This is a genomic window from Aequorivita sp. CRS11 (assembly GCF_059693805.1).
In genome coordinates, this window is the sequence record NZ_JCATIG010000007.1 from 43,761 (window position 1) to 57,603 (window position 13,843).

14 protein-coding genes and 1 tRNA gene are annotated in these 13,843 nt (G+C 37.8%); 14 read left to right on the plus strand and 1 reads right to left on the minus strand.

Features of this window, described 5'->3' with window-relative positions:
- Nucleotides 1–8: 8 nt before the first annotated feature.
- Nucleotides 9–81, minus strand: a tRNA-Phe gene (locus AC58DT_RS13090).
- Nucleotides 82–226: 145 nt separating this feature from the next.
- On the opposite strand from AC58DT_RS13090, the gene AC58DT_RS13095 reads away from it, so the two are divergent.
- From AC58DT_RS13095 to AC58DT_RS13160, 14 genes are all read left to right on the plus strand, one after another.
- The gene (locus tag AC58DT_RS13095) at nt 227–955 is read left to right on the plus strand and encodes a type III pantothenate kinase (protein WP_497217251.1); all 729 of its coding nucleotides are present in this window, start codon (nt 227–229) and stop codon (nt 953–955) included.
- A complete protein-coding gene (gene bamG / locus AC58DT_RS13100; RefSeq protein ID WP_497217252.1) occupies nt 955–2,193 on the plus strand; it encodes a BamG family beta-barrel-assembly machinery protein in 1,239 nt (412 codons plus the stop codon). Before AC58DT_RS13095 ends, bamG begins: the two co-directional genes overlap by 1 nt.
- Before the next feature lie 19 nt (nt 2,194–2,212).
- Nucleotides 2,213–3,577 carry a tetratricopeptide repeat protein gene (locus tag AC58DT_RS13105; protein WP_497217253.1) on the plus strand — a complete coding sequence of 455 codons (1,365 nt, stop codon included), beginning with the start codon at nt 2,213–2,215 and terminating at the stop codon, nt 3,575–3,577.
- Nucleotides 3,578–3,579: 2 nt separating this feature from the next.
- On the plus strand, nt 3,580–4,158 hold the full coding sequence (gene lptC, locus AC58DT_RS13110) for an LPS export ABC transporter periplasmic protein LptC (protein ID WP_497217254.1): 579 nt from the start codon (nt 3,580–3,582) through the stop codon (nt 4,156–4,158).
- A gap of 239 nt (nt 4,159–4,397) precedes the next feature.
- Nucleotides 4,398–5,651, plus strand: coding sequence for a hemolysin family protein (locus AC58DT_RS13115; RefSeq protein WP_497217255.1), 1,254 nt, complete (start codon nt 4,398–4,400; stop codon nt 5,649–5,651).
- 192 nt (nt 5,652–5,843) lie between these two features.
- Complete coding sequence (locus AC58DT_RS13120) at nt 5,844–7,955, plus strand: peptidylprolyl isomerase (RefSeq protein WP_497217256.1); 2,112 nt, start codon at nt 5,844–5,846, stop codon at nt 7,953–7,955.
- A gap of 134 nt (nt 7,956–8,089) precedes the next feature.
- Entirely contained in the window at nt 8,090–8,995 is a 906-nt protein-coding gene (locus tag AC58DT_RS13125; RefSeq protein WP_497217257.1) for a tryptophan 2,3-dioxygenase family protein, read from the plus strand.
- Between the two features lie 21 nt (nt 8,996–9,016).
- A complete protein-coding gene (locus tag AC58DT_RS13130) occupies nt 9,017–9,364 on the plus strand; it encodes a DUF488 domain-containing protein (protein ID WP_497217258.1) in 348 nt (115 codons plus the stop codon).
- A 62-nt stretch (nt 9,365–9,426) separates the two neighbouring features.
- On the plus strand, nt 9,427–10,179 hold the full coding sequence (locus tag AC58DT_RS13135) for a DUF481 domain-containing protein (RefSeq protein WP_497217260.1): 753 nt from the start codon (nt 9,427–9,429) through the stop codon (nt 10,177–10,179).
- Nucleotides 10,180–10,289: 110 nt separating this feature from the next.
- Nucleotides 10,290–10,628 carry an arsenosugar biosynthesis-associated peroxidase-like protein gene (locus AC58DT_RS13140; protein WP_497217261.1) on the plus strand — a complete coding sequence of 113 codons (339 nt, stop codon included), beginning with the start codon at nt 10,290–10,292 and terminating at the stop codon, nt 10,626–10,628.
- A gap of 60 nt (nt 10,629–10,688) precedes the next feature.
- Nucleotides 10,689–11,765 (plus strand): arsenosugar biosynthesis radical SAM (seleno)protein ArsS, encoded by a 1,077-nt coding sequence (arsS, locus tag AC58DT_RS13145; protein ID WP_497217262.1) that lies wholly within the window; start codon nt 10,689–10,691, stop codon nt 11,763–11,765.
- A gap of 29 nt (nt 11,766–11,794) precedes the next feature.
- Complete coding sequence (locus AC58DT_RS13150) at nt 11,795–12,295, plus strand: rhodanese-like domain-containing protein (RefSeq protein WP_497217263.1); 501 nt, start codon at nt 11,795–11,797, stop codon at nt 12,293–12,295.
- A 24-nt stretch (nt 12,296–12,319) separates the two neighbouring features.
- Entirely contained in the window at nt 12,320–13,015 is a 696-nt protein-coding gene (locus tag AC58DT_RS13155) for a TIGR04282 family arsenosugar biosynthesis glycosyltransferase (protein WP_497217264.1), read from the plus strand.
- Between the two features lie 3 nt (nt 13,016–13,018).
- Nucleotides 13,019–13,837 carry a purine-nucleoside phosphorylase gene (locus AC58DT_RS13160; protein ID WP_497217265.1) on the plus strand — a complete coding sequence of 273 codons (819 nt, stop codon included), beginning with the start codon at nt 13,019–13,021 and terminating at the stop codon, nt 13,835–13,837.
- Nucleotides 13,838–13,843 lie beyond the last annotated feature (6 nt).

Sequence of the window (13,843 nt, forward strand, 5' to 3'; positions counted from 1 at the left end):
TTTCTATGTGGTGCCTCCAAGAATCGAACTAGGGACACACGGATTTTCAGTCCGTTGCTCTACCAACTGAGCTAAGGCACCATTATTGAGACGGCAAATATAAAGCTATTTTCGTTTTTGCAAAACAATAATTAAAAAAATAAACAGATAATCTTTGCTCAATTTAATAGAGCCTTAACAATTACTTCGTTAACGTAGTTGTATTTTTATTGCCTTATTTAAAAAAATGAACCTCGTAATTGATGTTGGGAACACACTTGTAAAGCTTGCCGTGTTTGATTCTGGAATTTTAAAACATAAAAAAACTTGTGTAAAAACAGACTTTTTGGCTACGCTGGGAGAGTTTTTTGAAAATTTCCCTTCTATAGATAATAGCATTGTTTCCTCGGTTGCCCACTTTTCTGAACAGCAAATTTCAAAACTGGAAAAGCTTTGTAATGTTTTACTGTTGGACCACACGACCACAGTTCCATTCATTAATAAATATGGGACCCCAAAAACCTTGGGTATCGATCGCATCGCATTAGCGAGTGCAGCAGTACATTTATATATAAATAAAAATGTATTGGTAATCGATGCAGGAACGTGTATAACCTATGATTTTATAAACTCAGAAAATGAATATTTAGGTGGTGCAATTTCACCCGGTATATCGTTGCGATATAAATCTTTACATACATTTACGGATAAACTACCGTTATTGGAAGCAAATAATTCAAAATTATTAATCGGAAACAGCACCGCAACATCTATACACGCTGGAGTTGTGAACGGGGTTTTGTACGAAATAGATGGCTTTATTGAAGCTTATAAAAATAATTACGAGAATTTAACAGTTATTTTAACAGGAGGAGACGCACATTTTTTGCGAGATACCATAAAAAATGACATCTTTGCCAACTCAAATTTTTTATTGGAGGGCTTGAACCATATTTTAGAATATAACAAACATTGATGTTTAGACAAATAATAGTCGGTTTATTTATACTTATTGCAGGTGTAACAGTGGCCCAGGAAGGAACCACATCTCCATATTCCTATTATGGTATTGGTACCTTAAAATTCCGTGGAACGGTTGAAAACAGGACTATGGGAGGACTGGGGGTTTTCTCGGACAGCATCCACCTTAATCTTCAAAATCCAGCCTCCTATTCAAGTTTGCGATTGGTTAACTTTTCTGTAGGTGGAAGCCATAAAGCTTCGACACAAAAAAATGAAACAGACAGCCAAAATGTTTCCACAACCACTCTAGATTATATCGCTATGGGCATTCCTATGGGAAAATTCGGAATGGGTTTTGGAGTTATTCCTTATACTTCAGTGGGCTATGATTTCTATTCCGAATTACCTGATGGCCTTACACAATATGAAGGCAGCGGCGGCTTAAACAGAGCTTATCTTTCACTTGGCTATCAAGTGACACCCCAATTGAGCTTAGGTATAGATGCAAATTACAACTTTGGGAAAATAGAAAATACGGCCATCACCCAAAAGGATAGTCTTCAATATGGCACTCGTACCTATAACAGATCGGACATTCTGGGATTTAGCTTCAATTTTGGGGCAATGTATAAGAGAATGGTTACCGAAAAACTGGAATTTACAGGTTCTGTAACATTTACACCGGGAACCAGTTTTACTTCAGAAAATTACAGAAGAATTGGTACGGTATCTATTGTTCCTGCTGGTATTTTTACGGTTGATGAAAGAGAAATCACCGTTTCAGATACAGATTTTACCTTTCCTTCCCAATTTACAATCGGAGCTGCCATTGGTGAGCCAAAACATTGGGCATTAGGTGCGGAATATACTAATCAAAAAACAAGTAACTTTACAAATAGGTCGTTCACCATTGACAACATAACCTATGAAAATGCTTCTAAATTCCGATTAGGAGGATATTATATTCCAAATTATAATTCTTTCGGAAATTACTTTAAAAGAGTCGTTTACCGCGCAGGAGCTAGATATGAACAAACAGGCTTAAACGTGAATGGACAAGACATAAACGAGTTTGGCATATCTTTTGGACTAGGTTTGCCCGTAGGCCGATTATTCTCAAACGCAAATGTAGGTTTTGAAATCGGAAGACGCGGAACCACCGACTTTGGTTTGATACAGGAAAACTTTTTTAATACATTCTTGAGTTTCTCACTAAATGACCGTTGGTTCGAAAAAAGATTATATGATTAATACCAATAATTCTAATACCATGAAAACAAAATTTATTTTACTATTTACCATCCTTCTGCTTTCCTTCTCTGGAAGTTCTTTTGCTCAAGCTCCCGATGATTGTGCAATATCCCTTTCTTATTTTACAGAACCGGCTAAAATAAAAAATTATGAAGCCGCTCTTCCACATTATGAAAAACTAATTAAGGAATGCCCAGGATACCATATTGCCATCTATCAGTATGGAGTAAAAATGTTTGAATATTTTGTTGAAGAAAAAGGCGACAAAAGCAAAGTGAACGATCTTATCCAAGCTTGGGAACTGAGGTTGCAAAACTTCCCTGATCAAACCAAAGAAGGTGATGTACTTTCAACAATTGCTCAAATTAAGTATGACAATAACATAGGCTCAAAAGCTGAGCAGTTTAAGGCATTTGACGAAGCATTTAAAAAAGACCCAGAAAATTTCACAAGTGGAAAAAGCCTATACGCTTATTTCTCATTGGCTGTAGATTTACATAACGAGGGTCAAAAAGATCTTCAGGATATTTTTAATCTTTACGATGTTGTAATCGATAAAATTGATACTGAAAAGAACAGTCTTGCGTCTAAGCTTACTCCTTTAATGGATAAAGAAGAAGCTGGAACGGCACTTACCGATAAAGAGCAGCGCGCAAAAGATGTTTATGAAAACAATCTTGGAGTATATGCAACCGTTGAAGGAAGTGTAAATGGAAAGTTAGGCCAATTGGCAGACTGCCCTAATCTAATTCCATTGTACAATAAAGATTTTGAAAATAAGAAAACCGATGTAAACTGGCTTAAAAATGCAGCTGGCCGTTTAAGTGCTAAAGATTGTGATGATCCGTTGTTCTTTAAATTGGTTCAGGAATTGCACAAGCTGGAGCCTTCAGCAGAATCTGCCTATTATCTTGGGAAACTTGCAGAAAAAGACGGCAAAGCTAGCACTGCATTGGATTATTTTAATCAAGCAGCAGACTTGCAGACAGATAAAGGAAAAAAAGCTTCAATTTATTATAGTATAGCAGAAAACTACCGCAAAAAAGGAAGCTATGGAACTGCAAGAAACTATTATAACAAAATGCTTGAAGTAAAACCATCTGCTGGTATGGCATATTATAAAATTGGCTCTATGTATGCCGATAGCGCAAACAACTGTGGAACTACGGTATTTGAAAAAAGAGCAATGTACTGGTTAGCGGCAGATATGATGGATAAAGCAGCCCGTGTAGACGGAACGATTGCTGGTAATGCAAAAGCAGCTGCAAGTTCTTATAGAGCTCGTGCCCCTCAGGCAAGTGATATTTTTTCTGAAGGTATGGCTGGAAAAACCGTTAAATTTAACTGTTGGGTTGGAGGAAGCGTAAGAGTTCCTAACTTATAAGAATGTACACCACTATAAATATGTTTAAAAGCGTGATGGTCCTGGTATTGGCCATCACGCTTTTTGCATGTGAAAGTAATTACCAAAATGTAAAAAAAATGGGGCTTTCTGATGGGGCTCCCATTGCCGAAGGTAAAGACATCAATTTTAAATACACAGACTCAGGGAAATTGGTGACCAACCTGTTGGCCAAAAAATTACTGGATTACTCAAACCTTGAATTTCCCTATAAAGAATTTCCTAACGGAATTGAAGTGCGATTTTGGGATGAAAACGGCAAAAAAAACACTGTAACCGCAGACTATGCCATACAGTTTGACGGAACCGGATTGGTTGACCTGCGAAGCAATGTAGTGGTTATTACCGCAGACAGTGTAGTTTTAAAAGCCAACCAGCTTTATTGGGACCAAAAAAATAAATGGGTCTTCACAGACCAGCCCTATCAAATAAAATTTAAGGACGGCTCCTATAATGATGGTGCCGTTGGGTTTGACAGCAGTGAAGATTTCACTACCTTTCTATCCAGAAAAAACCAAGGAGTACAATTAGTGGACAAAACCAAAACCGAAGATGTTAAATAAAGTTTACCGTTTTTTTGAATATGCCTATCTTATTATCGCAGCATTTTTTACCTATGAAGCTATAAATAATTGGGAAAGCCAGCCCTACCGCGCCTACCTGTTTTTATTCTTTGTAGTTCTTGCAATATTCATGTTTTTTTTCAAAAGAAATTTTCGGAAAAAAATGGAGGAAAGAAACAAATAGCTTTCAGGATTCCAACCACACTTGGATGGTAACAATTGAACATTTAAAATTTTAAATGGATTACAGCATCCTAATTATAATAACAATGCTACTTCTATCCGCTTTCTTTTCGGGTATGGAGATTGCTTATGTTTCTTCAAATAAAATTCATATTGAAATTGAAAAGAAACAAAACACATTTCTGGCAGGTGTTCTTAAAAAAATAACCAAACGCCCCTCAAAATTTATAGCAACTATGCTTGTGGGCAACAACATTGCCCTAGTTATTTACGGTTTTTTTATGGGTGATCTTTTAATGGAGTACATTCCTATTGCAGGGTTCACGGGATTACTTATTCAGACCATAATTTCCACAATTATCATTTTGCTTACCGCAGAATTTTTGCCAAAGGTTTTCTTTCAAATTTACGCAAACAGCTTAGTTAAAATTTTTGCAGTACCCGCATATTTCTTTTACTTCCTTTTTTCACTTATTTCAGAATTCATTATTTGGATTTCAGATTTGGTACTGAAATTAATTTTTAAATCTGAAGGAGACACTGTGCAGTTGACCTTCAGTAAACTGGAACTTGGAAATTATATTTCGGAACAGATGGAGATTGCCGAAACCAAAGAAGAAATGGATTCGGAAATACAGATATTTCAAAACGCGCTTGACTTTTCCGAAGTTAAATCGCGCGAGGCCATGATCCCGAGAACGGAAGTGGTAGCCGTAGATATCAACACTACGCCTAAAGAACTCGCTAAAATTTTCACAGAAACAGGGCTTTCAAAAATATTGGTCTACAAAGAAAATATTGATGATATTTTGGGCTATGTGCATTCGTTTGAGCTTTTTAAAAAACCAGCCAGTATTAAAAAGGTATTGATGCCAGTAGTTTTTGTTCCCGAAACGATGCTGGTTAAAGACGTATTGGGCATCCTTAGCAAAAAGAGAAAAAGCATTGCTGTAGTAATAGACGAATACGGCGGAACCAGCGGTATTATTACCGTAGAAGATATTATTGAAGAACTTTTTGGCGATATTGAAGACGAACACGACAGCATTGCTCTTATTGAAGAAGAATTGGGCGATGGCCATTACAAATTCTCGGCACGTTTGGAAGTAGATTACCTAAATGAAACCTATAAGCTGAATTTGGAGGAAAGTGAAAACTACGAAACCTTGGGAGGCCTTATAGTAAACTTCACCGAAGAAATACCAGAACAAGGCGAAACTGTTGAAATTGAAGATTATATATTCACCATTCTTGAAGTTTCGAGCACCAAAATTGAACTGGTAGAAGTAAAAAACCTTTCCGAGGATTAGATTTTCAATTATTCCACACTTTTTTCAATTTACTTTTTTATTAATGGTAGGAAAATGGTATTTTCGCCCACTAAATAATTAAAAAAACAATTCTTTAAGAACCTTGTTATTTATTAGGAACTAGAAGAAAATCACAACCAAACCCTTCCTACGCAAATGCGAAAGTGAAGCAATATAAATTACGAACATCAAATGGCAATCTTAAACAGTATTAGAAAAAGAGGGATATTTCTTATCCTTATTATTGCATTGGCGCTTTTCGCCTTTATTTTAAGTGATGTATTAACCAAAGGTGGCGGCACAAAGGTTCAGGATACAATTGCCACCATAAATGGCACTGACATTTCCAGGCAAAGTTTTATGGAAGAGGTAGATGCCACCCAGCGCAACATGGGCCCAAACTCAAACACTTCGCAGGCTGTGAATATGGTTTGGGACAGAGAACTTCGCCGTGTTATTTTGGAAGAACAGTATGAAAAAGCAGGTCTTTCTGTTGAAAAGGCACAATTAGACGATGCTCTTAAAACTTCTTTGGCAAACAATCCCACTTTTCTTAACGAAGCTGGACAGGTTGATGATGGTAAAATTCAGGAATACATTGCAAGCATCAAAGCTTCATCACCAGCAATGTACCAGCAGTGGTTAGATTTTGAACAAAACACGGCAGAAGGTGTACTTCAGCGTACTTATTTCAATATGATAAAAGGAGGCTTGCGTACCACAGTTGCTGAAGGTGAGCAAGAATACCATTTTCAGAATGACAATTTGAATTTCAGTTATGTAATGATCCCATACAGCAAAATTGCCGATGAGGATGTAAATGTTTCAGACGATGAAATAAAAAAATACGTTGCCGCGCACCCAAGCGATTATGAAGTTGATGCACAGGCAGACATTCAGTATGTTTTCTTTTCTGAAGAACCATCGGAAGCTGATATTGCAGAAGCTAAAACTGAAACAGCTGCCTTGTTGAATAACAATGTAGAATTCAACCAAGACACAAAAATCAACGATACAATTCCTGGTTTTAGAAATACAAAAGATTACGAAGAATATGTAAATGCAAATTCTGATGTACCTTATTACGACAGTTGGATGTTTAAAAGTCAATTACCGGCTACTGTTGCAGACACTCTCATCAACCTGAATGATGGCGACATTTATGGCCCTTATAAAGTAGACAACTCTTTCTATCTTTCTAAAGTTTTAGAAACCAAGAAAATGCCTGATTCTGCAGAGTCAAAACATATTTTGATTCGCTACGTGGGCACAATGCGTGCACCTGAAACTATTACTAGAACAAAAGAAGAAGCGCAAAAATTGGCCGATAGTCTTTTGAGTGTTGTGAAAAAAGACAAATCCAAGTTTGCAGAGCTTGCAGCGGAATTTTCAGATGACAGCTCTAGCCAAAACGGGGGAGATCTTGGAAGCTCTACACCAGGTAGAATGGTACCACCCTTCGATAAATTTATTTTTAATAATTCAACCGGAACTATTGGTTTGGTAGAAACTGATTTTGGTTTTCACATTGTAGAAGTAGGAAAACAGTCTGAACCTAAAAAAGCTGTTAAGCTTGCAACTGTTGTAAAGAACATTGAGCCTTCCAAAAAAACAACTGACGATGTGTTTTTTAAAGCATCAAAGTTTGAGGTGGCTTTAAAAGATGGCGATTTTACAGAATTGGCACAAGTACAGAGTCTTGAAGTGAAGCCAGTAAACAATCTTGGAAAAATGGATTCTAACATTCCTGGTATTGGCGCCAATCGTCCTATTGTCAACTGGGCGTTTGATGAAGACACTAAAGTTGGAGACATAAAACGTTTCAGTGTTCCTGAAGGATATATAATTGCTCAACTTACCCGTAAAAATGAAAAAGGCTTAATGAGCGTTGCTCAAGCTACTGCCACTGTAAAGCCTATACTTATAAACGAGAAAAAAGCTCAAAAAATACGTGAGTCCATCACTGGAAACACAATTGAAGATATTGCCAAAAACCAAGGCGTGAGTGTTCAGAATGGCACGGGTGTTACAATGGCTAATCCTATGGTTGGCGCCAATAATGAACCAAAAGTTGTGGGCACGGCTTTTGGCACAAAACCAGGGGAGTCTACAGGTTTGATTGATGGTAAAAATGGAGTTTATAAAATAAGAACCACTGCATTTAACCCAGCGCCCAAGTTGGAATCATATGTAAACTATGCAAATCAATTGAGTTCTAAGGCTGCTCCAGCATCTCAAGGCGCAGTTTATAATGCACTTAAGAAGAAAGCCGATATTGAAGACAATCGTGCTACTTTTTATTAATAGAACGCACAAATAGTTAACAAGCCCTGTTGCACACTTTGTGACAGGGCTTTTTCTTTAAAACAGATTCATCAATCCTTTAGAAAAACCGAAAATAACCTTTATTTTTAAGGGATTTTTACGAAACACACAAAATGGACAATTCAGAAATTATAAAAGCACTCGAGGAAAAGTATAAAAATCTGGGCGAAAATCCCGAAACCTACCTCAAGGGGCTTTTACAGGCAAAACCCATAACCTATTGGGATTATATTCAAGTGGACACCTTGCTTTCACTCCAAAAAACAAGAACTGATTTTAAGGATGAAGAAATATTCGTGATGTACCATCAGGTAACGGAACTTACCTTAAAAATGATGATCCACGAAATAAAACAACTTTCCGAGGGTGAAAATCTTTCAGAGGAAATCTGGCTAATAAAACTGGATAGACTAAAAAGATACACCCGAATGCTCATCACTTCTTTTGATATTATGAAAGACGGAATGAGCTATGATGATTACAATACCTTCCGCTCCACCCTGACCCCTGCAAGCGGTTTTCAGAGCGCACAGTTCAGAATATTGGAACTTTACAGTACCCGGCTTGAAAATTTAATCAATTCCGAAGGAAGAGAAAGATTGCCGCAAAACCCCACACTTGATGATTACTTTAAACATATTTATTGGAAAGACGCCGGATTAAACAGAAAAACTGGTAAAATGACGCTTACACTAAGTCTTTTCATTGAAAAATATGAAGCAGATTTCAAAGCGCTGGCTGAAAATGTAAAAGGAAAAACCCTGGAAGAACGAGTGGGCCAAATGGAAAACCCTTCCGAAGAACTAAAAGAAAAACTACAACAATTTGACCATTTTTACAACGTGGCTTGGCCGATGGTACATTTAGATACCGCACAGCATTATTTAAATAGCAAAGGGGAAAGTAAAACCGCTACGGGCGGTTCGGAATGGAAAAAATACCTCCACCCAAAATACCAGCAACGTAAATTTTTCCCTACTCTTTGGACCGATGAAGAAATTGCCAATTGGGGCGAATAACCATTTGGAATATGTGAAATTATGGACATACAAACAAAGCGTATATACGAAAAACCAGCCAACCGTGATGGTACTAGGATTTTGGTTGATCGCGTTTGGCCACGGGGCGTAAGCAAGGAAGACGCAAAACTGGACGAATGGATGAAGGAAATTGCCCCTTCTACAGAACTTCGAAAATGGTTTGACCACAAAGAAGAACGTTTTGATGATTTCTCAAAAAAATATAAAAAAGAACTGGAAGACCATTCAGGACTGGTGCAACAACTGTTGGACAAAGCAAAAGAAAAACGTTTAACACTTCTCTACGGAGCGAAAGATGAAAAACATAACCAAGCCATAGTCCTAAAAAACTATCTGGAAAACCAGTAAATTCATCTTATTTAAACCTTTTGATTATTTTTAAGGTTACTAACCAATTATTGAAAATTAGCATGAAATATTTAGTTGCGCTTTTCTTCATATGCTTTTCATTTACTGCAAAATCACAAATACTCAATGCCGAATCGCTTCGGAAAGTAACCGACACCTCTGGTTTTTCAGGTTCTGTAAGTCTTGGTTTTTCGTTGAAACGTGACGTAAATGATTATTTCGCCTTCAGCAGCAGTACACACCTACAATACAAAATGAACAAACATTTGGTATTGTTGAAGAACGATATTGAGTTAAAAAACATTGAAGGCAACAAATTTGAGAATGCGGGAATAACCCATCTTCGATATAATTATAGATTTCATCCCCGAATAGCTTGGGAGGTTTTTGCACAAGCACAGTATAACAAAGTTTCAAAAATAGATTTTAGAGGTCTGGTTGGAATAGGACCACGCTTTAAATTGACAACTTCAGAAAAGTATAAGTTCTATTTGGGAACCCATATAATGTATGAACAAGAGGAGCTCAGCGATGGTGTAACTCCACTTCAACGTGATTTTCGAAGCACCTCCTATCTTTCCTTTAGTTTATACCCAACAGAAACCATAAGCCTTGTAAGCACTACCTACTACCAACCTAAACTTAAAAACTTTAGTGATTACCGTTTATCAAACCAAAGTTCATTGCTTATTGATTTATTCAAGAATTTTGCGTTTAAAACTACCTATACATTTATTTATGATGAAACCCCCGCAATTGGTATCCCAAACTCACAGTATAATCTGGAAAGTGGCTTTGTTTATTCTTTCGATTAAATTGTTAAACTTTCGTAAGCATGCTCCTTTATCAAAGACTACTTGCCTATATTTACCTTTATTGAAAACCAAAATCCCTAAAATTTCGTACTTATAAATAAAGCACTCCTATGGCCTCACAGAATTATTATGACCCTGCAGATTTAAAAAAATTTGGAAATATTACACAATGGAGCAAAGAGCTCGGTGAAAAGTTTTTTGAATACTACGGAAAAGTCTTTGAAGAGGGCGCCCTCTCTGCCCGTGAAAAATCACTCATAGCTCTTGCAGTGGCACATACCGAAATGTGCCCCTATTGCATTGATGCCTACTCACAGGATGGTTTGCAACGTGGCATTACCAAAGAAGAAATGATGGAAGCCGTTCACGTAGGCGCAGCTATCAAAAGCGGCGCCAGCTTGGTACACGGGGTGATGATGATGAACAAGGTGAATAAATTGGAAATGTAGGCGTACCATTAATCGCGCACTTCCAATAAATCATTAAAATAGAATTCAGAAAAATTTTCTATGCTAAAAGAAAAAAAGAAACAACAACAATCCCTTCATAAACGCCACAGCGAGCTTGCGATGGCGAACAAACAACTCGAAAAACTTTCCAACGGTATTTTTGCCAGTGGAGAACTTCCCCTTTTTTCTGAAAAAATTAAGGAAACAGAACAATTTCCCCTTCGACCCAATAAACTTGAAATTCTTCAAATTAACGTCGGCTATATGTGCAACCAGGTTTGTGAACATTGCCACGTAGATGCAGGGCCGGATCGAAAAGAAATTATGACCCGCGAAACGATGATGCAGTGTTTGGAAGTGATTCGCAACACAGGCGCCCATACATTAGACCTTACAGGCGGCGCTCCCGAAATGAACCCAGATTTTCGTTGGTTTGTTGATGAAGCAAGCAAAGCCGGCATTAAGGATTTTATTGTGCGAAGCAACCTGACGATTATTCGTGCCAACAAAAAATATTACAATTTACCTGAGTTCTTCAAAAACCACAACGTGCATGTGGTGAGCAGCATGCCCCACTGGACCCGTGGTAAAACTGATAAACAAAGAGGCGAAGGCGTTTTTGATCAGTCAATTAAAGCATTACAGGAATTAAATGCTGTAGGCTACGGAATGCCGGACAACGACCTGCGTCTTGATTTGGTCTACAACCCAAGCGGCGCTTTTTTACCGGGCGATCAAGCCAGTATGGAAAAAGATTTCAAAAAAGCACTATTGGAGGATTTCGGGATACATTTCCACAACCTTTTTGCTATTACGAACCTGCCAATTTCCCGGTTTTTGGATTATTTGATTGCTTCGGAAAATTACGAGGATTATATGTATTCCTTAGTGGATGCATACAACCCCGCAGCTGTTGCAAACGTGATGTGTCGCAATACCATCTCGGTGAGTTGGGACGGGTATTTATACGATTGCGATTTCAACCAAATGCTGGAATTGAAGGTGGCGAGCAAAATCCAACACATTTCAGAATACAACGAAGATATCCTCAATGACCGAAAAATAATAATCAGCCAACATTGTTATGGATGTACTGCCGGAGCTGGTAGCAGCTGTCAAGGCGCGACGGCAAAATAAATTGTGACTATTTTGGTTTAACCAATTCCATGAAAATATTTTTATCAATCTTAGTTTGTTTGCTTTTTTCAATTGCAATGATGGCCCAAAAGCCGGTCGATGCATTGTTGGAACAATACAACAGGCACAGTGTCCCGTATATTTCTGTAGATGAATTGCGCATGTTCCAGATGAATGATACCGTTACAATTCTGGATGCGCGGGAACCAGAGGAATTTAAAATAAGCCATATAAAAAGTGCGATAAACGTGGGTTTTAATGACTTCACATTAGAAGAAAAACAACTTCAAAAACTAGATAAAAACATTCCCGTAATTGTCTATTGCTCGGTTGGAATTCGTTCCGAAAAAATAGCCGAAAAATTAAAAAATGCTGGTTTTGTTAGCGTAAAAAATCTTTACGGCGGTATCTTTGAATGGAAAAACAAAGGTTATCCGGTTATTGATTCCAAAGGAAAACAAACCGAAAATGTGCATGCTTTTTCCAAGTATTGGAGCAAATATTTAACTGCCGGCAACCCTGTTTACTGAATCTCGAAACCTTATTTCTAAAATATGGGCATACTTTCCTCCAAACACACAAATGACGACGATAATCAAACAGCTTCCGATTTTCATTTTCCTTCATCAAAAAAAGCGCTGATCATTTTCACGCGGAATCCTGAACTTGGGAAAGTAAAAACCCGGTTGGCAAAAACTGTTGGCAATGACAGTGCTTTGGAAATCTATAAATTTCTGTTGAAGCATACTGTGGAAATTTCCGAAAATCTCAACGTTGACAAATTTGTTTTCTATTCAGAAAACATTTACCGTGACGATATTTGGAATGAGGGTAATTTCAGAAAAAAATTACAAACAGGAAATGATTTGGGCGAACGGATGAATAATGCATTTTCTGAAATTTTCGGGATGGGTTATGAAAAAGCAATCATCATTGGCAGCGATATGTTTGATTTATCCCAAAACGATCTGGAAATCGCTTTTGACGCATTGCAAACCAACCAATTTGTAATTGGCCCCGCAACCGATGGCGGTTATTATCTTTTGGGAATGAAGGAGCCCAATTCTGAAATATTTCAAAATAAAAACTGGGGCGGCAATACCGTTTTGGAAGCAACTTTGGAAAATTTAAAAACTGAAAAATACATTTTTCTCGAAGCGCGCAATGATGTGGATTATTTTGATGACATCAAAGAAATTGACGCTTTTCAGCAATTTTTACCACCTTATTTAGACAAAAACTTTTTATAGCATATGAGTATTTTAAAATACATTGAAGAAGCTGCAGCTTATCTTCAGCAACGTGGATTTGAAAAACCAGAAGTAGGAATCATTCTCGGAACCGGCCTCGGAAAAATAATTGAACAGGTGAAAATTGAGGCGGAAGTTAGCTACAACCATATTCCAAATTTCCCCACGGCCACAGTTGAATTTCACAAAGGAAAACTTATTTACGGCACCTTGGAAGGAAAAAAAGCAGTGTTTATGCAGGGCCGTTTTCACGTTTATGAAGGGTATTCGCTGCGTGACGTTACCTTTCCCGTTCGCGTGATGCATCTTTTGGGAATAAAGCATTTATTAGTGAGCAATGCTTCTGGCGCAATAAATCTCAACTTCAAAAAAGGTGAAATCATGCTTATTGATGACCATATCAACCTACAAGGCGACTCGCCACTCGCCTTCCGCGGAGTTGAAAAAATGGGAGAACGTTTTGTAGATATGAGCGCTCCCTACAATGCCGTAATGAACCAAAAACTGGAGCAGATTGCTTCAGAAAAAAATATAAAACTGCACAAAGGTGTGTATGCGAGTGTGGTTGGACCGCAACTGGAAACCCGCGCTGAATACCGCTATTTAAAAATTATAGGAGCAGATGCCGTGGGAATGAGCACCGTGCCAGAGGTTATTGTCGCAAACCATTTGGGATTGCCGGTTTCGGCCGTTTCAATCCTTACCGATGAATGCGACCCCGACAATCTGCAACCCGTTAATATTGAAGAAATAATCTCGATGGCCGCCAAAGCGGAACCGGATATGATTAGACTGTTTACCGAGTTGATCAAGCAATTGTAATCAAAC